The sequence below is a fragment of the Pseudomonas sp. P129 genome (assembly GCF_020312195.1).
GTDB classification, from domain to species: Bacteria; Pseudomonadota; Gammaproteobacteria; order Pseudomonadales; family Pseudomonadaceae; genus Aquipseudomonas; species Aquipseudomonas fragariae.
Map to the genome: position 1 here is coordinate 26497 of NZ_JAGPYS010000012.1, position 24702 is coordinate 51198.

The following is a 24702-nucleotide window of genomic DNA, read 5'->3' on the forward strand; positions in this document are numbered from 1 at the left end:
TGCGAGGCGTTTTTTTTGCAGCGCATGGCGGGCATACTAGGCCTGACATTTTTTCTCACAATTCCTCGGTATCGCCCACCCACATGCTTCGCGCCTTGATTGCCCTTGCTCTGATCTGCCTGCTCAATCCGGCGTTTGCCGAAGACGAGCGTGTGCAAACCCAAAAACAGATAGATGCTGCGCGTCAGGATGTGGCGGAGCTGCAAAAAGTCCTGGGCAAGCTTCAGGAAGAACGTGCAGGCGTCCAGAAGGACCTGCGCACCACTGAAACCGAAATGGGCAAGTTGGAAAAGCAGGTCGAGGTCCTGCAAAAGGAACTAAAAAAGACGGAAACCGAGCTGCAAAAGCTCGACAGTGAAAAAAAGAAACTCAACAGCGCCCGCGTTGAACAGCAACGCCTGATCGCCATCCAGGCCCGCGCCGCCTACCAGAGTGGCCGTCAGGAATACCTCAAGCTGCTGCTCAACCAGCAACATCCCGAGAAGTTCGCGCGAACCCTCACCTATTACGATTACCTGAGCCAGGCGCGCCTGGAGCAGCTACGCAATTTCAACGAAACCCTGCGCCAGCTGGCCAATGTCGAAAAAGACATCGACCTGCAACAGGCCCAGCTGCTGGTGCAGAAAAGCAACCTGGACAGCCAGAGCGAAGAACTGGCCAAGGTTCGTCAGGAACGTCAGCAGGCACTGGCCAAGCTGAATCAGGACTACAAGGCCCGCGATCAGAAAATGCAGGCGCGGCAGCAGGATCAGGCCGACCTGGCCAAAGTCCTCAAGACCATCGAAGAAACCCTGGCCCGCCAGGCACGTGAAGCCGAAGAAGCTCGCCAGAAGGCGCTGGTCGCAGCCCGCGAGGCGGAAGAGAAGCGTCAGCGCGAAGCTGAAGCCGTCGCCCGCAACAACAGCAACAACAGCAGTAGAAAAAGCGATGATGAACCGGCACCGCGTCGCCCGGTCAAAGCCCCCGGCGCAGTCGTTTCCAGTGCCGGTGTTTCCTACGGCGGACCGTTTGCAGAGGCCAAGGGAAAACTTCCATGGCCTATCGATGGTCGACTGCTTGCGCGTTTCGGTGAAGCCCGCGGTGATGACGAACGGACCAAATGGGACGGCGTCATGATCAGCGCCGCAGCCGGAAGCCAGGTACGTGCCGTGCATGGCGGACGAGTGGTGTTCGCCGACTGGTTGCGCGGTGCCGGGCTTCTGGTCATTCTCGACCATGGCAACGGTTATCTGACCCTTTACGGGCACAACCAGAGCCTGCTCAAGTCGGCAGGCGACATTGTAAAAGCCGGTGAAGCGATTTCCACGGTCGGCAATAGTGGCGGTCAGGACACGGCAGCGTTGTACTTTGCTATTCGTCAGCAGGGTCGCCCCAGCGATCCGGCCCAATGGTGCCGCACTCAAGGATAAGTCGGCGTCAATATCTGTAGGAGTTCGTTAGACATGCTGCATTTGTCCCGCCTCACCTCGCTGGCCCTGGCAATTGCCATCGTTATCGGCGCGCCTCTGGCGCAAGCTGCCGAAAAGACCGCGCCAGCCACGCCTGCAGCAGTCTCGCCCGCCAAAACCAACGCCGCCGCAAAGCCGCCGCTGCCGCTCGACGAGTTGCGCACCTTTGCCGAGGTCATGGACCGGGTCAAGGCGGCCTACGTGGAGCCGGTCGACGACAAGACTCTGCTGGAGAACGCCATCAAAGGCATGCTCAGCAACCTTGATCCGCACTCTGCCTACCTCGGCCCGGAAGATTTCCAGGAGCTGCAGGAAAGCACCAGCGGCGAGTTCGGTGGGCTGGGCATCGAAGTCGGCGTCGAGGACGGTTTCGTCAAGGTGGTTTCGCCCATCGACGACACACCGGCTTCCAAGGCTGGCATCGAGGCAGGCGACCTGATCGTGAAGATCAACGGTACGCCGACCCAGGGCCAGAACATGCAGGAAGCGGTCGACAAGATGCGCGGCAAGATCGGCGAAAAGATCACCCTGACGCTGGTCCGCGATGGCGGCACGCCGTTTGACGTGACCCTGGCGCGGGCAACCATTCAGGTCAAGAGCGTCAAGGCGCAGATGCTGGAAAATGGCTACGGCTATATCCGCATCACCCAGTTCCAGGTCAAGACCGGTGACGAAGTCGGCAAGGCGCTGGCCAAATTCCGCAAGGACAACGGCAAGAAGATGAGCGGCCTGATTCTCGACCTGCGCAACAACCCGGGCGGCGTGCTGCAATCGGCCGTGCAGGCGGCGGATCACTTCCTCACCAAAGGCCTGATCGTCTACACCAAAGGCCGCATTGCTAACTCCGAACTGCGCTTCTCGGCAGACCCGGCAGACGCCAGCGAAGGCGTGCCACTGGTGGTGCTGATCAACGGCGGCAGCGCCTCGGCATCGGAAATCGTTGCCGGTGCCCTGCAAGACCAGAAACGCGGCATCCTGATGGGCACTGACACCTTCGGCAAAGGCTCGGTGCAGACCGTCCTGCCGCTGAACAACGATCGCGCCCTGAAGATCACTACCGCGTTGTACTACACGCCGAACGGCCGCTCGATCCAGGCCCAGGGCATCAACCCGGACATCGTGGTACGTCGGGCCAAGGTCACCAACGAAGCGGACGGCGAGAACTACAAGGAAGCCGACCTGCTGGGTCACCTGGGCAATGGCAACGGCGGCGCAGACAAACCGACCGTCAAGAGTGGCGCAGCCGCCAAGGCGCGTCCGCAGGATGACGACTTCCAGCTCAGCCAGGCGCTCAGCCTGCTCAAGGGGCTGAGTATCACCCGCGGCAACTGACGGATGCGCTTTCTAACTTTGTTATTGCTGACCCTCTCGATCACTGGCGCTGCCCATGCAGCGCCAGCCGAGAACAGCGGCAAACCGTCCAAGGCCTACCTGAGCCTGATCATCGATGACCTGGGCCAGAATCCGCAGCGCGACAGCCGCACACTGGCGCTTCCCGGCCCGGTCACCCTGGCAATCATGCCCGACACCCCGCATGCCACCGAGTTTGCCCGCCAGGCTCATCGCGCAGGCAAAACGGTCATGCTGCACATGCCCATGGACCCCGCGACCGGTCCTTACGCCTGGCACCCCGAGCTGCCACTGCCTGAGCTGGAAAGCCGTCTCAATGCTGCCCTGCTGAAAGTGCCGTACGCAGCCGGCATCAACAACCACATGGGCAGCCGGATGACCGCCGAGCCGGTCGCCATGACCTGGCTGATGGCCGAGCTACAGCGTCGTCACCTGTTTTTCGTCGACAGCCGCACCAGCGCGAAAACCGTGGCGGCCGCCGAAGCGCAGCGCATCGGTCTGGCCAGCGTCTCGCGTGACGTATTCCTGGACGACGAACGCACCGCAGAAGCCATCACCCGCCAATTGCAGACCGCGATAAAAATCGCCCGCAAATATGGTTCTGCCGTGGTGATCGGACACCCCTACCCTGTCACGCTGGACGTACTGGAACGCGAACTGCCCAACCTCAAGGCACAAGGCGTCGAATGGATCGACCTGCGCAGCATGATCGGCGAACGCGGCAATCAGGCGAGTGCGGCGCATGGCAAGAACGGGATTTATCGCTGACGCAGCAAACCACTGCACCGCCCTGTCAGTTCTGTCAGTACCTTCCAAGCAAGGACAGGCCCACACTGCGCTTACTCGGTTTGAGCAGGACGGCCATGCGACCGCAGAGAGTGTCTGACTGCATTCGCTACTCCAGCTGTTGTACGAGAGATCGCAGGCACGAGCCTGGCGGCATCGCCGCCCAAGCCCGTATCTGCTCACTATTTCTCGCTTGAGCATTAAGCGCTCAAGCAGCAACAGGTAATCATTCGATGAACGATTTCACTTCAGCCGTCGCTGGCGCAAGGGCGCTGCAGGGCTTCATCTGCGGCACCTCCATAGAGGATTCCGAACCGCAGGCAACTCAAGCCGTTTCAATTGTCGCAGTCGACATAACGGCAGTTTCAGATGATCGCGTCGAGGTCATCGTCATGGTCTACGGCGCAAACGGGGCGACGGTAGAGGCGCTTAGAGCCGATGGCACCTGGGCCTCCATCGGCTCGGTTGCCATGGGCATACTCAATCCGGATGTGCCTGCAAGTTATCTCTTAGACCCTGACCACATTCGCCTGCGTGTCGCCGGCTTTCCAGACTCTGACACCACGTTTCGAGTCCGTCCGATACTGACCCGCCTGTCATCGCACAAGAACAACGACGGCAGCCTGTCAGTCAGCGGCTCTACCACTATGCAGTCGGGGCTGGTGGAAGCGTTTTCCGATTCGGAATGGAAAGGCATCGGTATCGTCAGCGGCGGGGTCTTTTCCAACCCGGCCGTACCGTCTGCTTATCTGCACACCGCCGATACCCTGCGTGTTCGAATATGCAGCCATGATAAAAATATTTGCTCTTATGCACTGGATTCAACGCTCGAGTTCCCTCACCCGCGCTCCGTGCTTATTCAACCAATGCAGGACGCTGCTGCCGAGCAGGCGGCAATGTCCTGGAGAATACGCAAGGCGGACTATCAGCCAACCGGCTACTTTGCGCTCGCAGGACAAGAGTTCGAGGTACGGGTATGGGGCAACGTCGATAATCTGACCTTGCTGGTCGGTACACAAGGCCTGGCTGACCGCGACGATCCGTCAGAGCAGTCCGAGAACATGCGAGCGCGGCCTCTGACCCGAGGAATAAACATTATTCGAGACCCCTTGGGAGGTGCCATTCACATCCGTAACCTGATCGGCTCCAGGCCGGGCGTAGCAAGGGTTATCTTCGGAAGTGGCGCCATTCCGATGCCCTACTATGTCAATGGGATTACAGCGACCCAGTGGCGAAAAATGCTTCTACTCACCAAGGCGCCTGAGGTCGAGCTAGTGGGTACGCACATAGTAGTGGCAGCATTTCGAAGCACGGCGCTCAAGTTTTCTGATGTCGAACCCAGTGCCATAGTGCATTCTCACGAAGAAGTCATGCGGCTGGAGGCAGAAGTCAGCGGGTTCGACGGTTCTGCACCCATTCACACAAGGTCTCGCTTGTTGATCTATGCGGTGGAAGGCTCCGCCAGCAAAATTCCCCATGCGACCACAGGTTGCATTGCCTTGCCCTACAGAGAAGCGATCGGTGAGTTCAATGAGGCTCTACTCGGAGGGCTGGCCGCTGAGCGATGGGTCACGCTGCACGAGTACGGACACCATTATCAAACCTCTTACAACTCATACGGCCTGTTTGGCGAAATCACCGTCAATCTTTATGCCCTTGCTGTAGGACGACACTACATCAACGAATACACCTATGTACTTCCAGAGCGGTGGAATGGCACCGTGAATTGGCTGGCGTTACCACGCACTGAAAAAATCTACGGGGCGCCTGAATCCGACCCTTTGGCAATGTTTGAACAGCTTCGCAAGGGATTAGGCGAGGACTTCCTGCCAGACTGGCATCGTTACATCAGAGAACATCCAGGCGAGGCCCTGGGTCTTAAATACTTCGTACTGACTGCGTCTATCGCCGCCAAACGTAACCTGACCGAGTTTTTTGCCGATTGGGGCTTACTCAAACTCACGGATACCGACGTATGGATTGCCGTGAACGCCCTTGGATTTCCTTACCCGTCACAGCGGCTGGCTGCCATCAGGCCTTACTTGAATCGGGTTTGACTGTCATGGATCAGCTCGGCTTGGCAGAGGTAAGTACATGAATACGCCCGGATTGCGTCGGCAGGTTCAAGACCAGACGTAAGCCAAATCTGCTTTCCGTGTCCACCACCGTCTCAGCCTTGATAAACGTGTCAATTCCGGCTTAAAGGAAGGTGTTCCCATGATGGGGGCCCAGACACATTTATCAGGGATTGATGATGAAACCGACCATGATGACGGGGGCGTGCTGCATTGCCGCACTGCTGCCTTTTTCCATCCACGCCACACCTGCAGACCTGGGCGAAGGGCTGATGGCTCTCGCACCTTCGATAGCCCTGCTCAACGCCGACGGCTCACGCGACCACTGGAACGGCATCGGCCGTATCAACAGCAGGTCAGGGTCAAACTGCACGGCGACGCTGATCGATAGCCGAAGCGTCGACAGCCCGTCTGACGCGCCCGCCTACGTACTCACCAGCGGCCACTGTATCAATCGCCAGAATGGCGTGATCATCACCGATGGCGAAATCGAAGGCAGCGTGCAGTTCAATTTTTTCACCGACAGCACCGCCCGCAGCTATCCATTGAAGCGGGTCAACTGGAGCAGCATGCAGGGTGTGGACCTGGCGATTGTCGAGCTGCAGCCCACGCTTGAAACGCTCGTCAACGACGGCATTCAACCCATCAGGCTCGCCGCGGAAATGCCCGAACAGGGTCGCGCTATCTTGTGGGTGGGCGCACCGCTCGACAAGGAGACCGGGCATCTGCGCATGGCGGCCTGTGTTCACCAGACATCGGAGGTGATCATGGAGCCGCCTTGGGTCTGGCGTCATACCGTCCGTAATCAGTGCCGGGATGTCGGTACGGGCGCGTCCGGCAGTCCGCTGCTGACCCGCGACAGCGGCGAGCTCTATGCGGTGATGAACCTCACCAATCAGGCCTCGTCGGATAACCCGAGCGAAGACCTCAGTGAAGAAATACCCGGCTTTCCGCCAATGATCGCCGACAGCAACTATGGCAACCCGGTCACGCTGCTGAAGAAGTGCTTTGTCAGCGGCACGCTGAGTACGGACCCGGCGACCTGCGATCTGTTTCCAGCCTTCTCGGTCGATTTTGAAACGCTGGGCCGGCAGCCCGCGCAGCATGCCAGAGTACAACTGGATGCCGAGGGCAGGAATGTCTATCCATCCTGGGACTTGCGCTTCATGGTCAACACGCCGTTGTATCGCTACAAGAAGGTCGATTCGGCCATGCAGTGCGAAGACCCGGTGGGTTACAGCCATACCATCAGCTCGCAGGACGCGACCATCGATGACCCTGTGGACAAACAGATCGGCATCAACTGGCTGTGCATGGTAGGTGTGTCTTCGGCCGAACAACGCTCCAGCATCGGTCTGATGCGCAACGCACTGACGCTTGGCATAGAGCTGCAACCGGCAGGCCCCACGCCGGCACCGCAAATGGAGATCGGCACAAATCGATCTGGCGCGACATCGGTCGTCTGGTCGCACGAGCACCGGCTGATCGACTACTACACGGTCAAAATGGGCAAGCCGGAAACCACCGACTGCTCTGCCCCTGAAGGCTTCAAGCCACAATTTCGCGATCTGACATTACGCGCGAAGTCGTTGCCGTTGAAGATCTGCACCTACGCCCACGATATCAACGGTCAGCCATCCGCCTTGCGCGAAGACATCATCCCGTCGCCCGCAGCAGGCTGAGCGATTACTGATAGCGCGCCTTGACGGCATCGACCCAGCCTTCGGCGCGCATCTGATCGAGGGCCTTTTGCAGGCGCCTGACAACCTCGTCAGGGGTGCTCTTGTTGACCGCCAGGTAGAGTTCGGCGCTGTTGAAACGCAGCGCCGTCTTGAAGCCCGTGACGCCTTCCAGCTTCGCCAGATAGCGGCCCACTGGATCACCCACCGCCCACAGATCGATCTGGCCGTTGGCGAGCTTTTTCACGTTGTCGCGGTCACGCAACATCAGAATCGGATTCAAGCCCATGGTTTTAAGACGCTCGCCAATCGCATCGCCCTTGTAGGCACCGATACGGTAATCCCTGGCCTGCTCCAGCGACGTCAAGGTGATCGGGCTGTCGCCGCGCGCCAACATGATCCAGTCGTAGGAACCTACCGGGCCGACCCATTTGAAGAGGTTTTCCCGTTCGGGCAGGCGGGTCGTGGAAAACACGCCGTAACCGGGCTTTTCCAGGGCCAGTTTGTAGACCCGGTCCCACGGAAAGCGCAGCGTCATGCTGTAGCCGATATTGGCGCGCTTGAACATCTCGCGCACCACCTCGGCGGCGATACCGTCGATGTTGTTTTCCTGAGCGAAATTCTTGCCGTCGACCGCCATGTTGAACGGCGGGAAGTTCTCGGTCAGCAACACCATGGAATAAGGCGTCGACTCGCTGGCCCGGACACCTTCACTCGACAAGACACCGATCCCGATCAGTGCAAGCAGTAGGCGTTTGAACATGTTCCGGCACTCGATCGTGAACGACGCATGCAGAGTGCCGTGAACCCGGCGCACTGTCTAGCCCGGTACTTCGCGATGTCGCTTATGGACAACTTCGGTATGAGCGCTATCCGCACCGTCGTGAAGCCCCTCAGGCTCAATAACTATTTACCTCACGCGGCACAGCAGAATTTCATTGAATGACAGGCACCTGACACCACTTATCAAGGAATGATGATGGATATTCAAAGACGGGTTTTTCTGGCTGTACTTGCGGTCTCGATGACGAACGTCGCGTCTGCACAACACATCGACTACGGCCAGGGAATGGCATCCTTCACACCCTCTTTGCTGCTGGAGAACGAGGATGGCAGGTTTGATCACTGGAATGGCATAGGCCGTATGGAAAGTCGGGGAAACCGCATGTGCACTGCAGTGCTCATCGATTCTCGTGGCAACCCTCAGGTCGACAGCCCTGATGTACCCGCCTACGTATTGAGCAGTGGCCATTGCACTTACACCCAGCCAGGCCAGTTGGGTGTTGATCTGGAAATAGAGGGGCATGTCGAATTCAATTATTTCAAGGGCATATCCAGAAATCGCAAGAGCTATGCGCTGAAGAGAATCAAATGGAGCAGCCTGCGCGGTACAGACCTCGCTCTGCTGGAACTGGACACAACGTTGTCCCGCTTGTTCAAGGACGGCATTAAACCGCTGGCACTGGCGCAACAGGCGCCTACCGTCGGCATGGACGTGCTGTCTGTCAGCGCCCCTCTGACAGCCACCGGCTATACGCTGCGTTTGTCCGCCTGCAAACTGGAATCGGTGGTAAACATCGTCGAACACCCTTACGCCTGGAATGCCAACCTGAGCAATCGATGCGAAGACGTGTTACCGGGAAGCTCGGGCAGCCCCCTCGTAGACCGCTATACAAACAGGATCATCGGCATCATGGGCACCACCACCCGAGGTGCTGCGGAGCAAAGCCGTTGCTTCACCGACTCGCCGTGCGAGGTCAATGACGGACAGGCTTCGTGGCGTGTCGATACCAACTATGCAAGCCCGATAGACTCGCTGTCTGCCTGCTTTGCCGACGGGGTTTTCGACATTAACCGCCCCGCGTGCACGCTACAATCCGCGGCGCAACTGACGCTGGCAAATCCGGACTATCGCAAGCACTACATCAGGCTCGAACGCGATAAGAACGGGGACGTGATTGCCCCGCGCTGGAACATGGCGTTCACCGTCAATACCTCGATGTTCAAGTTCAAGGCCACGCGTAATCCCGCTGAGTGTCGCGAACCGGACGGTTATAAAAGCTCCAGGGATGCCCGTACCGCGCATATCAATGCTGTTATCGGCACAGAGCCCGGCATTTATTCGCTGTGCATTGCGGGCCACAATGGTAATCAGGGGGCAGCACCGGGTGTCAGGGAAAATGCGTTCATCCATACCGTCGAACTGGTCGAGGCAGATCAAACGCCTGCTCCCCATGTAAACATCGAACGGCTGGATAACGGCAAGCACCAGATAAACTTCATTTCTGGCTTGCCGACACACGCCAATCACGCCTACAAATTCGGCGCCCCCGAACTCACGGATTGCGCCGATTTATCAGGCTACAAAACGGTTTATTACAACTTCAGCATCAGCCCGAAACTGCTTCCGATCAAGCTCTGCACGATGGCCAGGGACGAAGCGGGTCATCCGTCCGCACCGCGCACGGACCTGCTACAGGAACAGGCGTCAGAAGAACAGGCTTCGGAAGGCTGAAATAAACGAGCGCACCAACGATGAAAAAGGTGCGCTCGTCTGACCGCTATGGCGACTCAGCGCACGACAATCCCGCGGCTGGCCATGTAGGCCTTGGCCTCGGGAACCGTGTATTCGCCAAAGTGGAAAATACTCGCCGCCAGCACAGCGCTGGCGTGACCCTCGATGACACCGGCAGCCAGGTGCTCGAGGTTGCCGACGCCACCCGAAGCAATCACCGGAATACCCAGTGCATCACTGATAGCGCGCGTGACGCCCAGATCGAAGCCGTTCTTCATGCCGTCCTGGTCCATGCTGGTCAGCAGGATCTCGCCAGCGCCCAGGTCTTCCATCTTTTTCGCCCAGAGCACCGCGTCCAGCCCGGTGGGTTTGCGCCCGCCGTGGGTGAAGATTTCCCAGCGCGGGGTTTCGCCCGGACCGGAGACCTTCTTGGCGTCGATAGCGACCACGATGCACTGCGACCCGAAACGCGCGGCGGCTTCACCGACGAACTCGGGGTTGAACACCGCGGCCGTGTTGATCGAGACCTTGTCGGCACCGGCATTGAGCAGGTTGCGGATGTCCTGCACGGTACGCACGCCGCCGCCGACGGTCAGCGGGATGAACACCTGACTGGCCATGCGCTCGACGGTATGCAGCGTGGTGTCACGGCCATCGACGCTGGCGGTGATGTCGAGGAAGGTGATTTCGTCGGCACCCTGCTCATCGTAACGACGAGCGATTTCCACCGGATCGCCTGCGTCGCGGATGTTCTCGAACTTGACGCCCTTGACCACTCGACCGTTGTCGACGTCCAGGCAAGGGATGATGCGTTTGGCTAGGGCCACAGGGTCAATCTCCAGCTGTTCAGCGTTGTTCGCGGTCGCAGAGCGCCTGAGCTTCGGCCACATCCAGCGTGCCTTCGTAAATCGCACGGCCGGTGATTGCACCGATGATGCCCGGAGCCTTCGCATTCAGCAGCGCCTGAATGTCGCCCAGGTTATGGATGCCACCCGAAGCGATCACCGGGATCCGCGTGGCAGCCGCCAATGCCGCGGTGAACGGAATGTTGCAGCCCTGCATCATGCCGTCTTTGGCGATGTCGGTGTAGACAATGGCCGACACGCCATCGGCTTCGAAACGCTTGGCCAGATCGATGACCTGCACCGAGCTGACTTCAGCCCAGCCGTCGGTGGCGACGAAACCGTCCTTGGCATCCAGACCGACAATCACCTTGCCGGGGAACGCACGGCAGGCTTCGGCCACGAACTCGGGCTCTTTGACGGCCTTGGTGCCGATGATGACGTAGCTCACACCCGCCTTGACGTAATGCTCGATGGTTTCCAGCGAACGGATGCCGCCGCCGATCTGGATCGGCAGGTTCGGGTAGCGTCGGGCGATGGCCGTGACCACATCACCGTTGACCGGCTGACCTTCGAACGCACCGTTCAAATCGACCAGATGCAGACGGCGGCAACCACCTTCGACCCATTTGGCGGCCATGGCCACCGGGTCATCGGAGAACACCGTGGAATCTTCCATCCGGCCCTGACGCAGACGCACGCAAGCGCCGTCCTTGAGATCGATAGCGGGGATAATCAGCATGCTTATTCCTTGGTCTGAAAGAGCGGCAAGCTGCAAGCGGTTAGCTGCAAGTATGCGTACTCACTGATTCTTGCGGCTTGAAGCTCAACGCTTGAAGCTGCTTTATCTAATTCTTTTCGAGTGCCCACACGTCACTTTCGATGCTCTCGAAGCGCTCCTTGAGCTGCTGCTGAACATCGAAAATGGCGCGATTGTAGTAATGCGGAGCAATCTCGCGAGTGAACAGCTCGAGGACTTCAGCCACTTCGAACGAGCCCAGTTCCAGCTCGAAGCGCTCTGCGAACAGGCGCTTGAGCTTGTCGATCGCCTGTTGCTCGTGCTCGGGCGAGAGGGTCAGGATCGGCGGTTTACCCTTGGCTTTGCTCATGCGCTTACCAGCGACCATCCCAGGCGGCGAAGTTCTGCAGCAACTGCAGGCCGTGGGTATGGCTCTTTTCAGGGTGGAATTGCACGGCGAAGCGCGAACCGTCGGCCAGCGCAGCGGCGAAGTCGAGGCCGTAGTGGCCACGCCCGACCACCTGACGCTGATTGGCGGCATCGATATAGAAACTGTGCACGAAGTAGAAACGCGCCTGATCCGGAATGTCATGCCACAGCGGGTGATCCACCGCCTGAGCGACCTGGTTCCAGCCCATGTGCGGCACTTTCAGGTGCTCGCCCTCTTCATGCAGGTCCTTGCCGAAGAACTTTACCTGGCCGGGAAACATGCCGATGCAGTCCACGCCGCCGTTCTCTTCGCTGCTGTCGAGCAACGCCTGCATGCCGACGCAGATACCCAGAAACGGACGGTCCTGGCTCACTTCCTGAACCAGCGAATCAAAGCCCAGACGGCGAATCTCGGCCATACAGTCGCGAATCGCGCCCACACCCGGAAAAACGATGCGATCGGCTTCGCGAATCACCTTGGCGTCACTGGTAATCAGCACACGGCCTGCGCCCACATGCTCCAGCGCCTTGGCGACAGAGTGCAGGTTGCCCATGCCGTAATCGATGACCGCAACTGTCTGCATCAGAGCACACCCTTGGTGGATGGCATCTGCCCGGCCATACGCTCATCCAGCTCGACCGCCATGCGCAGCGCACGACCGAACGCCTTGAACACGGTCTCGATCTGGTGGTGAGTGTTGGTGCCACGCAGGTTGTCGATGTGCAGCGTCACGTTCGCGTGGTTGACGAAGCCCTGAAAGAACTCCTGAAACAGGTCCACATCGAAGCCGCCTACAGTGGCGCGGGTATACGGCACATGCATCTGCAGGCCCGGACGCCCGGAGAAATCGATGACCACGCGCGACAGCGCTTCGTCGAGCGGCACGTAGGCGTGGCCGTAGCGACGAATGCCCTTCTTGTCGCCGATCGCCTGGCTGAACGCCTGGCCCACGGTGATACCGACGTCTTCCACCGTGTGGTGATCGTCGATTGCCAGGTCGCCCTTGCATTCGATGTCCAGATCGATCAGCCCGTGCCGGGCGATCTGGTCGAGCATGTGCTCAAGAAAAGGCACGCCGATATCGAATCGGGCCTTTCCGGTACCATCCAGGTTGATCGAGGCTTTGATCTGGGTTTCCAGAGTATTGCGCTCGACGTACGCCTTACGTTCGGCCATCACCAGCTCCGCAAAATCATTGGGCGAAAAAAAGGCGAGCATTATAGGCCCAGAAGCGCCCGCCATGAAGCAAACAGACGACCAGCAGGGTATTTAACGGGCGAAGAGGCTCGCGATTGCGTTACATACCTTGTCGATATTCCCTTCATTCAAACCTGCCATGCACACCCGGCCACTGCGCAGCATGTAAATGCCGTGAACATCTTTCAGTTCGTCGACCTGCTGCGGGGTCAGACCGGTGTAGCTGAACATCCCGTTCTGCCTGAGGATAAAGCTGAAATCGTGGCCGGAGACCTTCTGCGCCAGCACCTCGACCAGCCGCGTGCGCATGTCGATGATACGCAGGCGCATGGCCTCGACTTCACCCAGCCACTGCTCGCGCAAGTGCGGCGTGTTGAGCACTTTCGAGACCAGAAACGCGCCATGTGCAGGCGGGCTGGAGTAGTTGCGGCGCACGGTTGCCTTGAGCTGGCCGAACACATTGGCCGCCGACGTCGTGTCCTCACAGACCACCGACAGCCCGCCTACCCGCTCGCCATACAGCGAGAAGATTTTCGAGAACGAGTTACTGACCAGCGTGGTGATACCTGCGTTGGCCATCGCCCGGATGGCATAGACGTCTTCGTCGATGCCTTTGCCGAAGCCCTGGTAGGCGATATCCAGGAAGGCGATGAGCTGACGATCCTTGATCACTTCGATCAGGCGGTCCCATTGCGCCACCGTCAGATCGGCACCGGTCGGGTTATGGCAGCACGGGTGCAGCAGGAGGATGCTCTGCGCCGGCAGCCCCTGCACCGTGTCGAGCATGGTCTCGAACCTGACGCCGCCGGTCTGGGCATCAAAGTACGGATACGCATTGACCTTGAAGCCCGCCCCGCCGAACAGCGCGTTATGGTTTTCCCAGGTCGGGTCACTCACCCAGACCTGCGAGTCCGGAAACGCATATTTGAGGAAATCGGCACCTATCTTCAGCGCGCCCGAGCCGCCCACGGTTTGAATGGTGGCGACGCGGCCGGCCTGAACCAGCGGGTGATCGGCGCCGAACAACAGGGTTTGCACTGCCTGCCGATACGCCGCCAGGCCTTCCATCGGCAGGTACACGGACGCTGCCTGTTCGCCTTCGGCCAGCTGCTGTTGTGCCGTTGCTACGCATGCCAACTGCGGAATGCGGCCCTGTGCGTCGTAATACAGGCCGATGCTCAGATTGACCTTGTCCGCACGCGGGTCCTTGCCAAAGGTCTCCATCAGCGAAAGGATCGGATCACCGGCGTATGACTCCACGTGGGCTAGCATGCAAACAACTCCTTCGGGCAATAAAATCAGGGCTGACTAATGTAGCAGCGTATGCACCGGAACGGGCAGTGCATCGAGTACATAGGGTCAACTGAATATGACTATCGCGACGAATAAAATCCGGGCGCGATGATCAAAAGCGCAGTGCACCCAAAACCCAGGCAAAAAAAAACGCCTGCACCGAGGTGCAAGCGCTTTTCAGTTACCGGCAGGCTCTTAGTGGAACAGCACTGCGGTTTTCTGCAGGGTAATCCAGACGCCCCACGCCAGCGGGATGCCTACGGCCAGCCAGGCGGCGATGACCAGCGGCTTGCTGCTGTCGGAGGCTTTCCACTCCAGTGAAGTCGTGGCGTTGGCACCCTTGTCGTGACCGATGGCTTGTTCAGCCGCCAGTTCGGCGTCGGTCATGAAGTACTTGTCGGCAACCGGACGAATCAGCAGGTTGCAGATAAAGCCCAGTACCAGCAGGCCCGACAAGATGTACAGGGTGATGTCGTAGGCGTCGGCACGTGCAACACCGTGGGCGAGTTGGTACTCACGCAGGTAGTTGACCAGTACCGGACCCAGCACACCGGCCGCAGCCCAGGCAGTCAGCAGACGACCGTGAATCGCGCCGACCATCTGCGTACCGAACAGGTCTGCCAGATAAGCCGGAACCGTCGCAAAACCGCCACCGTACATCGACAGCACGATACAGAACGCAGCCACGAACAGCGCGATGCTACCCATATGGCTCAGGGTCGGAACCGACGCATAAAGCAGGAAGCCCAGTGCGAAGAACACGAAGTAGGTTGCCTTGCGACCGATGAAGTCCGAGCACGAAGCCCAGAAGAAACGACCGCCGATGTTGAACAGACTCAACAGACCGGTGAAGCCGGCAGCAATCGCAGCAATGGCTTTCAGTTGATCGGCATTGAGCTGGCTGAAGGTCAGGTCGACGCCCAGCAGTTTGCCGGCGAATACTTCCTGCAGCAGCGGCGAGGCCATGCCCAGGATGCCGATACCGGCCGATACGTTCAGGCACAGCACCAGCCAGACCAGACGGAACTGCGGTGTTTTCCAGGCCACGCTGACGTGCACGTGACGGTTGGTGATCATCGAGTTCTTGGCCTTGGCAGCCGGAGCGGTCCAGCCTTCAGGTTTCCAGCCGGTTGGCGGAACGCGGTAGCCCAGTGCACCGCCGATCATGAAGATGAAGTAGATCACCGCCATCACCACGAAGCTCTGCCATACGCCAACGCTTTCAGCCGAAGCGAAGTGCCCCATCAGAGCCGTAGCCAGCGGTGCACCCACCATCGCGCCGCCGCCAAAGCCCATGATCGCCATGCCGGTCGCCATGCCGCGCTTGTCCGGGAACCACTTGATCAGGGTCGATACCGGGGAGATATAGCCCAACCCCAGACCGATACCGCCGATCACGCCCGAGCCCAGCCACATCAGCCAGATCTGGTGCGTATAAATGCCCAGTGCGGAAATCAGCAAGCCACCACACCAGCAGAGGGCCGAAACCACACCCGCCTTGCGTGGACCTGCGTGCTCCAGCCAGCCACCCCAAATGGCAGCCGAGCAACCCAGGAAGATGAAAAACAGTGTGTAGATCCAGCCCAGCATGGAGATCTGCCAGTCACAGGTCGACGCGAACATCTGCGCGAAAAAACCCATGTCCGGTGTGCAAGCGACAGGTGCCGTAACACCGATAGCCTTCGACAGCGGCAACCAGAATACCGAGAAGCCGTAAGCCATACCGATACAAAGATGGATGGCCAGTGCTGCAGGTGGAACAAGCCAACGGTTGAAACCTGGCTTGGCGATAATGCGCTCTTTGGACAAGAACGCAGGCTGAACGGCTTCGCCGCCCAAGGCTGTGCTTGTGCTCATTATAATTACCCCAATGTGTGAAGCTCGCAGATGGTCCGCTGGTCCGCCACAGACTCAGTGCCGAGCGGCCATGTCTGTTTTATCGGCAGGTTCTCCGGATACGTGACAAAAAGACGCACCCTGGCCAGCAAAAACGGAGACTATCACTGTCTGATGGCAAATAAGCATCTCACTACATGCTTTTTATTATCTATTTTCATACGCTAATCCACGTGCTCTATGGCCCCATAGATGCAATCAATTAAGCACTCACGAAAACCTGCCTTGGGCTTAGTTGGGCCAGCACCTGTGTGGCCGTTCGGCCGGCTTGAAAAGACTTGGAAGATATATCGCGACTAGACGACTCGCATTTTTTCATCTGCTCCCTGGCGTAATGGCGCGTGGCGCCAGCGTCCCGAACCGGAGGCCAGACAGCAATAATGGTATCCGCAGCCCGGTCGGCTCGTCAGAGCGGTATACTCGTGGGCTATTTTTGAACATCGACACAAGGACTCGCCCATGAAAGCGTTCGGCAAAATCCTGGGGCTGTTTATTCTCGGGTTGTTGCTGATCATCGTGGCTCTCGGCTTCGCCCTGACCCACCTGTTTGATCCCAACGACTACAAAGACGAGATTCGCCAGCTGGCACGCGACAAGGCCAACGTCGAGCTGACGCTCAATGGCGATATCGGCTGGAGCCTGTTCCCCTGGCTCGGCCTGGAATTGCACGACGCCCATGTCGCCACCCTGACCGCTCCCGATCAGCCGTTCGCCGATGTGCAGATGCTCGGCCTGTCCGTTCGTGTTCTGCCACTGCTGCGTCGCCAGGTACAGATGAGCGACATTCGCGTCGAAGGCCTGAACCTGACCCTGCACCGTGATGAAAACGGTCATGGCAACTGGGAAGACATCGGCAAGCCAGCCGTGGCAAGCACTGAAACACCTGGCGAGACAACACCGGCCCCGGCTCCGGACGCGCCCAAAGCGGATCGCCCTGCCCAGCCGATCCGCCTGGATATCGACAGCCTGACCGTCAACAACGCCCGCGTGGATTACAGCGATGCCCGAAAAGGCCGGACCTTCATGGCCGAGAGCATTCAGTTGAGTACCGGGCCGATTCGTGAGGCGTCCGATATCCCGATCAAACTGACGGCGTTCCTGAGCACCAACCAGCCCGTCGTGCGCGCCAAGACCGAGCTGGTCGGCGAATTGCGCATGGACCGCGTGCTCAAGCGTTATCAATTCGAAGACATGCGCCTGTCCGGTGAAGTCGCCGGCGAGCCGCTGCAAGGCAAGACCGTGACCTTCTCGGCGCAGGGCCAGTTGCTCGTCGACCTGGCTGCCAATATCGCCGAATGGAACAGCCTCAAAGTATCGGCCAACCAGTTGCGTGCACTCGGCGAACTGCGTGCCCGCGATCTGGACAAAACACCGCAGATCAGCGGCGGCCTGTCCATTGCCCAGCTCGATCTGCGCGCGTTCTTCGAAAACATCGGCCAGCCGCTGCCAGCCATGTCCGAGGGCGCGCTGAGCAAGGTTGAAATGGTCACGCGTCTGGCAGGTACGCCTACCAGCCTTGCGCTGGAAAACCTCAACCTGAAAGTCGACGACAGCAGCTTCACGGGGCGCATCGCGGTGGACGACTTCGCCAAACAGGCGCTGCGTGTCCAGCTCAAGGGCGATACCTTCGACGCCGACCGCTATCGTCCGGCTGAAAGCGAAGAAAGCAAAGGTGCCAAGGCCGCGCGCAAATCCGAGGTGCAGTCCGGTGAAGCCGCCGCCGCTGCGGGCGACTCGCCGCTGCCCGAACAACCGACCAAGGCCGCCTGGAGCACTGCAAAACTGCTGCCGCTGGAGCGCTTGCGTACGCTGGATGTCGAGGCTGACCTGAGCTTCGGCAAACTGACCCTGAACAAACTGCCCATCGACAACGCAGCGTTCAAGACCCAGGCCAACGGTGGCGTTATCAAAGTCGATACGCTGAGTGGCGACCTGTACAACGGCAATTTCGAGGTCAAGGGCAATCTGGACGCGCGTCCGGACACGCCTGTGGCCACGGTGCAGACGCGCATTGCCAAAGTGCCGGTCGAACGCGTTCTGGAAAGCCAGGGGCAGACGCCGCCAGTGCGCGGCCTGCTGACCCTCGACAGCAACCTGACTGGCACAGGCAACAGCGAAAAAGCCCTGATCGACAGCCTGAACGGCACCGCCAGCTTTGCGCTCAATAACGGCGTACTGGTCAATGCCAACCTGGAGCAGCAGCTGTGCAAGGGTATTTCGATCCTCAACCGCAAGACGCTCAGCGGCGAACCGCGTGCCAAGGACACCCCTTTCCAGCAGCTCAACGGCAATCTGGTGATACGCAATGGCGTCGCCAGCAACCCGGACCTCAAGGTCCGCACGCCTGGCATGGCCGTCAACGGTAACGGCGACGTCGACCTGCGCGTGCTGGGCATGAACTACCGCGTCGGCATCATCGTTGAAGGCGACAAGAGCGACATGCCGGACCCGGCCTGCGAGGTCAACCCGCGCTTTGTCGGCATCGAGTGGCCGGTGCAGTGCCGTGGCCCGCTGGAACTGGGTGCCAAGGCCTGCCGTCTGGACAAGGAAGGCGTCGGCCAGATCGCTGCGAAACTGGCGGGCGACCGGATCAGCGAGAAGCTTGAGGACAAGCTGAACGACAAACTCGGTGACAAGGTCAGCCCCGAGCTCAAGGACGCCCTCAAGGGCCTGTTCAAACGCTAGGGCAAGGTGGACTGCTCAGGAGCGCCTTCGCGGCGCTCCGTTGGCGCACCCTTTCATATCCCGAATCACATCTCGACGAGAGCCCTCCAGGCCATGCAACCCGAACAATTCTCCAGCGCCGTGCTGGACTGGTACGACCGTCATGGCCGACATGACCTGCCCTGGCAACAAGACATCACGCCGTACCGGGTCTGGGTATCGGAAATCATGCTGCAGCAGACTCAGGTCAGCACCGTTCTGAGCTACTTCGACCGCTTCATGGAGGCCCTGCCGACCGTGCAGGCGCTGGCCGAAGCGCCTGAGGATGAAGTGCTGCACCTGTGGACCGGGCTGGGTTACTACACCCGCGCCCGGAACCTGCAGAAAACGGCAAAAATCGTCGTCGCCGAGCATGGCGGCGAGTTTCCCCGTGATGTCGAAAAGCTCATTCTGCTGCCCGGCATCGGCCTGTCCACCGCAGGCGCAATCGCCAGCCTGAGCATGGGCATTCGCGCGCCGATCCTCGATGGCAACGTCAAACGCGTGCTGGCGCGCTTCACCGCGCAAGAGGGCTACCCCGGCGAGCCGAAGGTGGCCAAGCAGCTGTGGGCCACCGCTGAACGCTTCACGCCGCACAGCCGGGTCAACAACTACACCCAGGCGATGATGGACCTGGGGGCGACACTCTGCACCCGCAGCAAACCCAGCTGCCTGCTCTGCCCGCTGGAGCGCAGTTGTGAGGCGCACATGCTGGGCCTGGAAACGCGCTACCCGATCCCCAAGCCGCGCAAGACCGTGCCGCAGAAACGCACGCTCATGCCGATGCTCGCCAACGAAGACGGCGCGATCCTGCTTTATCGCCGCCCTTCCAGTGGCTTGTGGGGTGGCCTGTGGAGCCTGCCGGAACTGGACGACTTCGATGACCTTCAGCACCTGGCCACGCAACACGCGCTGCAACTGGGCGAGCACCATGAACTGCCGGGACTTATCCACACCTTCAGCCACTTCCAGTTGAGCATCGAACCCTGGCTGGTCAAGGTCCGCGAGTCCGCCGATCACGTGGCCGAGGCCGACTGGCTCTGGTATAACCTCGCCACCCCGCCACGCCTGGGCCTTGCCGCCCCGGTGAAAAAGCTGCTCAAACGCGCAGCCGACGTATTGAACGCAGGAGAGTCGTCATGACCCGCACCGTAATGTGCCGCAAATACAAAGAAGAACTGCCCGGCCTGGAACGCGCCCCATATCCGGGAGCCAAGGGCGAAGACATCTTCAACCACGTCTCGCAGAAAGCCTGGGCCGACTGGCAGAAACACCAGACCCTGCTGATCAACGAGCGTCGCCTGAACATGATGAACGCCGAGGACCGTAAATTCCTCCAGACCGAGATGGACAAGTTTCTCTCCGGCGAAGAATACGCCCAGGCCGAAGGCTACGTTCCCCCCGAAAAATAAAGCGTTTCACGCAGTGAAGGTCGTAAGCGTCGGTAATAATTCAAATTTTTTAAAAAACACGCTTGACGACCTCCTGAAAAACACGTCTAATGCGCCCCGTTGCCCAGATAGCTCAGTCGGTAGAGCAGGGGATTGAAAATCCCCGTGTCGGCGGTTCGATTCCGTCTCTGGGCACCACCTTCCGTTTTCAGGTGATGCCAAGCACACCTGAAAGCACACAAAAAGCCCGCCTCGTGCGGGCTTTTTGTTGTCTGGGCCTAACCCTCATCGTATGCCCAAAGTTCGGCACACAACCCGTCCAGTGACAAGCTCGACCACCGAACGATGCCAATCATTCAGCACGTAGCTAAATTGCTGAGCAGCGGCTGATACCTATGGTCGTTGGGGGCTATGCTCGCTGAAGCAGGCATCGTCTATCCAGCCCTGAAAGTCTGCTGACGCGCGAGCGCTCGAAACTTTGCGTACAACGTTTTCGCTTGCTCGCATTTTGCACTGCATGACAGAGTGCACACATGCACTCCCGAAGGGGAAGCCAAGTCATCTGGCGCGCTAAGGGTATCGGCAAGCCAACGAACCGGCGGGTGTGAACTGCAATAGACAACGCAGCTGGCTTGCTCGGCTGGACCATGGCACACGGAGGTGAAGTTGATACCACTATGGGATCATCAGGGGGTAATTCCGCCGATCAACGAGCGGAATCCGACATCTTTTGAGCGAGCGCCCTATCCGACAGACGTAAAGCGGTTGATTGATCGCTTCTCGACTACCTTAGAAAGATGCGAGGTGCTTGAGGGCTTCCTGTCTCATCGATCTGAAATCCATCGCATGGGTATCGTTTCGGGCATTCAGTGGCTTAACGGCAGCTTCATGGAGAACGTGGAGATGCTGGAGGGCCGTCCGCCCAATGATATGGATGTTGTGACATTCGCCGATGTGTCAGCCGCCATTCAGCAATCATTGACCGCTGATGATGTTCAAAAGCTGACAGACACAGAATGGATCAAGACATCGTATAGAGTCGATTTTTATATAAATCTGCTCTCTGACCCACCCGAAACACTCATTGAGCTTGCGGCGTACTGGTACAGTATGTGGTCGCACAGAAGATCTCAGCAATGGAAAGGATTTCTGAGCGTGAAACTCGATCCATTGCATGACCAAGCTGCGGCCGACCTTTTGGGGATTCGAAAGCGGGAGCTCCAGAATGAATAGAACTGAATTCACTCACGCACAGGCAGAAATCGGTTTCCTGGACCGCATCGCGCAGAAGCCAGGTCTGAGCAACCTTTCACGCCTTTCGCTGCAAGCCAGGAAGAATCAGGTAGGCGCAAGTCTTCGAGAGCCTGGCCGCGGCGCATTCTCACCCGCTAAAGCAGTGGTTACTTACCGCGGAACTCCAGTCAGAGGAGTACACGGTATAGGTGCTGAGTTCGGGGCCGCGGTAACCACAAAATTTTCCGATGTGGTATCGGCTATTGCAGCCTCTATAAGCGGCGTTCTGAATGACTTTGGGCCAATCCCAAACAAAGCTCAAAACCAGATACTGATCACAGGGACGGCACTGGGCTCATTTGGTTTTGAATTTGAGGAAGCGCCAAGTGGTGACCCTCAGCTCACGCTGGAGGGGACTACGCCCGTCTCGCAAGCTTTCGAGCTGGTTGCAGAACTTCTTGAAGCATCCACCAAGGGTGATGAGGAGTTGTCAGAGCCAGCGTCGAGGCTTGGTACAAGGGCTATTGCCACGGTCTCAGAGTATCTGGACAAGCTAATAGCCTATGAAGCCTACTGCTCCGTAACAACCAGAGACCACGTATTTTCCTTTACCAGCGTCGATCAGGTTCGCATTAGCAGATCGCGCCTGAGCGTGGAAAACATCACTGAAACCGATATCGAGTTCAGTGGCGAATTTCTTGGCGCCTTTCCTGCCGAACGTCGTTTCGAGTTCAAAACCCAGGAAGGCACAATTATCCACGGACGGATTGCTGCCGCAATCGAGAACCCGGCAATAATTAACACCCGGCTAAATCAGACATTCACTATTGGCGTGAGCGCGAGAACAGTGGGAAATGGCAGGCCGAGATACACAATTTCCAAACTTCCTTGGTAAATACTGGCCCAGCCTGCAGCTGGGCTTTTCATTTCTCCCTCCCTGATCCGATCCTTGAATATCGACATGCCGAGGTCATGTACAGTCAATCTGCGAAGAAAGGTATCAACCAGAATCGCTTCCAGATAGCGCTCGGCCACAGGTGCGAAACGATGCTTCGACCGCCTCAAGACCAGCCATCCAGAGCCCTGCCACCTCCATCCCATTGAACTAATTTTCCCTGCCCACCCTCGAAGCCATACATTTGCTTCCACAAGGAAAATTCCGTGCTCAAGTTAACTGCCTCCGCCCTCATCCTCGCCGCCACTCTCGGTCTGGCTGCCTGCGACAGCAAATCCGAACAGAAGGCACAGGACGCTCAGGCGCATCAGGAGAAATCCCAGGAGAAGATGGAGTCTGCTCAGGACAAAGTGAACGAAGCGGCCAAAGAGAACACCGAAGCGGCCAAGGACAAAGCCGAGTCCAAGGAAGCGGCTGCCGAAGAGTCGAAGACCTTCGTGCCGACCTCCGAAGTGACCAATACCATTCAGCCTGAAAAAAAGTAAAACAGTGAAAACTCTTCACAAAGTTTTCACAGCGGCCGCGTCATTGTAGAGCTGCTCCCAAGTGTGAATCCTTAAGCCCGCTCCCCCATCGCGGGCTTTTCTTTGCCCGGAATTTGACGGGCAAAGCCCTTTTCGAACAGATTCGATCCCCATTCCCGACGCGCCGTTCTCGTTAAAAAAATCGCACAATATCTGACGCCAAAAAATCACTTGATTTATTTATAGGATTATTGCACTCATGCATTAACGCCACAGGTTCTGGTGTCGATAGCCTCATCACAGTAAGTCCGCAAACACACCTAGGGGCACGTTATGTTCGGAAATAAGAACAAAGCTGAGCTGACGGCCATGAAGGCCCAGGTAGATGGACTCAAAGGACTGACAAGCGCGCTGGAAAAATCGATGGCGGTGGTCGAGCTGGGTCTCGACGGCAAGATCCTCCGGGCCAACGATAACTTCCTCGCGGCGATGGGCTATCGGGCTGAAGAGCTGGCGACCAAGACACATCGCGACTTCTGCGAGCCGGAAATGCTCCGCAGCCGCGAGTATGCGGATCTCTGGGCATCCTTGAAGGCCGGAAAATTCATCTCGGGCACCTTCAAACGCGTCGGCAAGAATGGCCACAGCGTCTGGCTCGAAGCCAGCTACAACCCGGTGACGGATGCGCAGGGCAACGTCGTCAAGGTGGTCAAGTACGCCCTGGACGTCACCACACGCGTGATGCTGGAGAACGAAACCAGCAGCAAGCTCGCCGCTGTCGACCGGGCGATGGCTATCTGCGAATTTGAACCCAACGGCAATGTGATAACCGCCAACAACAACTTCCTGAACGTCATGGGCTATGCGCTGGCCGAGATCAAGGGAAAACACCATCGCTCGTTCTGCGAGCCGACACTGGTCAACAGTCCGGAATACAACGAGTTCTGGCGCAAGCTGAACCACGGCGAGTTCATCGGCGACCAGTTCAAACGTATCGGCAAACAGGGTCGGGTTGTCTGGCTGGAAGCGACGTATAACCCGGTTTTCGATGTCGACGGCAAACTCTACAAAATCGTCAAGTTCGCCAGCGACATTACCCAGCGCGTCGAAAAACAAGAAGCTGACGCGCACGGTGCGTCGCGCGCTTATCACATCTCGGCAGAAACCGAGAAAGTGGCCGAACAGGGAACCCTGGTCATTCAGGAAACCGCGCGGGAAATGCGTCAGATCTCCGAAAACATCGGCGCATCGGCAAAGCTGGTGAGTCAACTGGGCGATCGCTCGGAGCAGATCACCGCCATCGTCAACACCATTCGCGGCATCGCCGATCAGACCAACCTGCTGGCGCTCAACGCGGCCATCGAGGCGGCACGCGCGGGGGATCAGGGCCGTGGGTTTGCCGTGGTGGCCGACGAAGTCAGGCAACTGGCGGGACGTACCAGCGGCTCGACCACCGAGATTGCCGAAATGATTGGCAAGATCCTCGCCGAAACACGCGAAGCCGTGGCGAGCATGGACGCCACGCAGGAAGGAGCCATTCGTGGTGTGACACTGGCCGATCAGGCCGGCCAGGTGATCGTGCAGATCCGCGATGGCGCAAGCGATGCAGTCGAGGCCGTCAACATGTTCGCCACGCGCATGGACGAAGCTGAAGCGTTTGCAAAACCGGGCAAGCGTTGACGCTTCGGTAGCGCCGCGCCAATCAA

General features: G+C 58.7%; 21 protein-coding genes and 1 tRNA gene. 14 read left to right on the forward strand and 8 right to left on the reverse strand.

All coding sequences use genetic code 11. From position 1 onward, the window contains the following. Positions 1–83: 83 nt before the first annotated feature. From KBY02_RS21800 to KBY02_RS21820, 5 genes are all read left to right on the forward strand, one after another. The gene (locus KBY02_RS21800) at positions 84–1409 is read left to right on the forward strand and encodes a murein hydrolase activator EnvC family protein (protein ID WP_011269286.1); all 1326 of its coding nucleotides are present in this window, start codon (positions 84–86) and stop codon (positions 1407–1409) included. 33 nt (positions 1410–1442) lie between these two features. Then, positions 1443–2780, forward strand: coding sequence for a S41 family peptidase (locus tag KBY02_RS21805; protein ID WP_225650741.1), 1338 nt, complete (start codon positions 1443–1445; stop codon positions 2778–2780). Between the two features lie 3 nt (positions 2781–2783). Next, entirely contained in the window at positions 2784–3566 is a 783-nt protein-coding gene (locus tag KBY02_RS21810) for a divergent polysaccharide deacetylase family protein (protein ID WP_004407320.1), read from the forward strand. 251 nt (positions 3567–3817) lie between these two features. Beyond that, positions 3818–5641 carry a M60 family metallopeptidase gene (locus KBY02_RS21815; RefSeq protein ID WP_225650742.1) on the forward strand — a complete coding sequence of 608 codons (1824 nt, stop codon included), beginning with the start codon at positions 3818–3820 and terminating at the stop codon, positions 5639–5641. Positions 5642–5838: 197 nt separating this feature from the next. Further along, positions 5839–7341 (forward strand): trypsin-like serine peptidase, encoded by a 1503-nt coding sequence (locus KBY02_RS21820; RefSeq protein ID WP_225650767.1) that lies wholly within the window; start codon positions 5839–5841, stop codon positions 7339–7341. Between the two features lie 4 nt (positions 7342–7345). Here KBY02_RS21820 and KBY02_RS21825 read toward each other — a convergent pair whose 3' ends face one another. Next, positions 7346–8101 carry a substrate-binding periplasmic protein gene (locus tag KBY02_RS21825; RefSeq protein ID WP_058399546.1) on the reverse strand — a complete coding sequence of 252 codons (756 nt, stop codon included), beginning with the start codon at positions 8099–8101 and terminating at the stop codon, positions 7346–7348. Between the two features lie 414 nt (positions 8102–8515). On the opposite strand from KBY02_RS21825, the gene KBY02_RS21830 reads away from it, so the two are divergent. Beyond that, the gene (locus tag KBY02_RS21830) at positions 8516–9853 is read left to right on the forward strand and encodes a serine protease (protein ID WP_318654157.1); all 1338 of its coding nucleotides are present in this window, start codon (positions 8516–8518) and stop codon (positions 9851–9853) included. Positions 9854–9909: 56 nt separating this feature from the next. On the opposite strand, the gene hisF is transcribed toward KBY02_RS21830, so the two are convergent. From hisF to KBY02_RS21865, 7 genes are all read right to left on the reverse strand, one after another. Continuing rightward, positions 9910–10680 (reverse strand): imidazole glycerol phosphate synthase subunit HisF, encoded by a 771-nt coding sequence (hisF, locus tag KBY02_RS21835; protein WP_002551458.1) that lies wholly within the window; start codon positions 10678–10680, stop codon positions 9910–9912. Between the two features lie 19 nt (positions 10681–10699). Next, positions 10700–11437 carry a 1-(5-phosphoribosyl)-5-[(5-phosphoribosylamino)methylideneamino]imidazole-4-carboxamide isomerase gene (gene hisA, locus KBY02_RS21840; RefSeq protein WP_003372206.1) on the reverse strand — a complete coding sequence of 246 codons (738 nt, stop codon included), beginning with the start codon at positions 11435–11437 and terminating at the stop codon, positions 10700–10702. A gap of 106 nt (positions 11438–11543) precedes the next feature. Continuing rightward, positions 11544–11804 carry a DUF2164 domain-containing protein gene (locus tag KBY02_RS21845; protein ID WP_004407310.1) on the reverse strand — a complete coding sequence of 87 codons (261 nt, stop codon included), beginning with the start codon at positions 11802–11804 and terminating at the stop codon, positions 11544–11546. A 4-nt stretch (positions 11805–11808) separates the two neighbouring features. Then, positions 11809–12447, reverse strand: a complete 639-nt coding sequence (hisH, locus tag KBY02_RS21850) for an imidazole glycerol phosphate synthase subunit HisH (protein ID WP_003318304.1) — start codon at positions 12445–12447, stop codon at positions 11809–11811. Beyond that, positions 12447–13040, reverse strand: a complete 594-nt coding sequence (gene hisB, locus KBY02_RS21855) for an imidazoleglycerol-phosphate dehydratase HisB (RefSeq protein WP_002551454.1) — start codon at positions 13038–13040, stop codon at positions 12447–12449. Before hisB ends, hisH begins: the two co-directional genes overlap by 1 nt. 93 nt (positions 13041–13133) lie before the next feature. Continuing rightward, positions 13134–14333, reverse strand: coding sequence for an aromatic amino acid transaminase (locus tag KBY02_RS21860; RefSeq protein WP_011269291.1), 1200 nt, complete (start codon positions 14331–14333; stop codon positions 13134–13136). 216 nt (positions 14334–14549) lie between these two features. Further along, complete coding sequence (locus tag KBY02_RS21865; protein WP_011269292.1) at positions 14550–16211, reverse strand: OFA family MFS transporter; 1662 nt, start codon at positions 16209–16211, stop codon at positions 14550–14552. Positions 16212–16709: 498 nt separating this feature from the next. On the opposite strand from KBY02_RS21865, the gene KBY02_RS21870 reads away from it, so the two are divergent. From KBY02_RS21870 to KBY02_RS21905, 8 genes are all read left to right on the forward strand, one after another. Then, a complete protein-coding gene (locus tag KBY02_RS21870) occupies positions 16710–18935 on the forward strand; it encodes an AsmA family protein (RefSeq protein WP_004407303.1) in 2226 nt (741 codons plus the stop codon). Between the two features lie 93 nt (positions 18936–19028). Further along, positions 19029–20096 carry an A/G-specific adenine glycosylase gene (gene mutY / locus KBY02_RS21875; RefSeq protein WP_011269294.1) on the forward strand — a complete coding sequence of 356 codons (1068 nt, stop codon included), beginning with the start codon at positions 19029–19031 and terminating at the stop codon, positions 20094–20096. Further along, positions 20093–20365, forward strand: coding sequence for an oxidative damage protection protein (locus KBY02_RS21880; protein WP_002555777.1), 273 nt, complete (start codon positions 20093–20095; stop codon positions 20363–20365). The genes mutY and KBY02_RS21880 overlap by 4 nt, the downstream gene beginning before the upstream one ends. A gap of 101 nt (positions 20366–20466) precedes the next feature. Continuing rightward, positions 20467–20542, forward strand: a tRNA-Phe gene (locus KBY02_RS21885). A 462-nt stretch (positions 20543–21004) separates the two neighbouring features. Next, a complete protein-coding gene (locus KBY02_RS21890) occupies positions 21005–21577 on the forward strand; it encodes a DUF6932 family protein (RefSeq protein ID WP_223886377.1) in 573 nt (190 codons plus the stop codon). Then, positions 21570–22472 carry a hypothetical protein gene (locus KBY02_RS21895; RefSeq protein WP_024640511.1) on the forward strand — a complete coding sequence of 301 codons (903 nt, stop codon included), beginning with the start codon at positions 21570–21572 and terminating at the stop codon, positions 22470–22472. Before KBY02_RS21890 ends, KBY02_RS21895 begins: the two co-directional genes overlap by 8 nt. 266 nt (positions 22473–22738) lie before the next feature. Next, positions 22739–23017 (forward strand): lipoprotein, encoded by a 279-nt coding sequence (locus tag KBY02_RS21900; protein ID WP_003318312.1) that lies wholly within the window; start codon positions 22739–22741, stop codon positions 23015–23017. Positions 23018–23329: 312 nt separating this feature from the next. After that, entirely contained in the window at positions 23330–24676 is a 1347-nt protein-coding gene (locus KBY02_RS21905) for a methyl-accepting chemotaxis protein (RefSeq protein WP_225650744.1), read from the forward strand. The last annotated feature ends 26 nt before the right edge of the window (positions 24677–24702 follow it).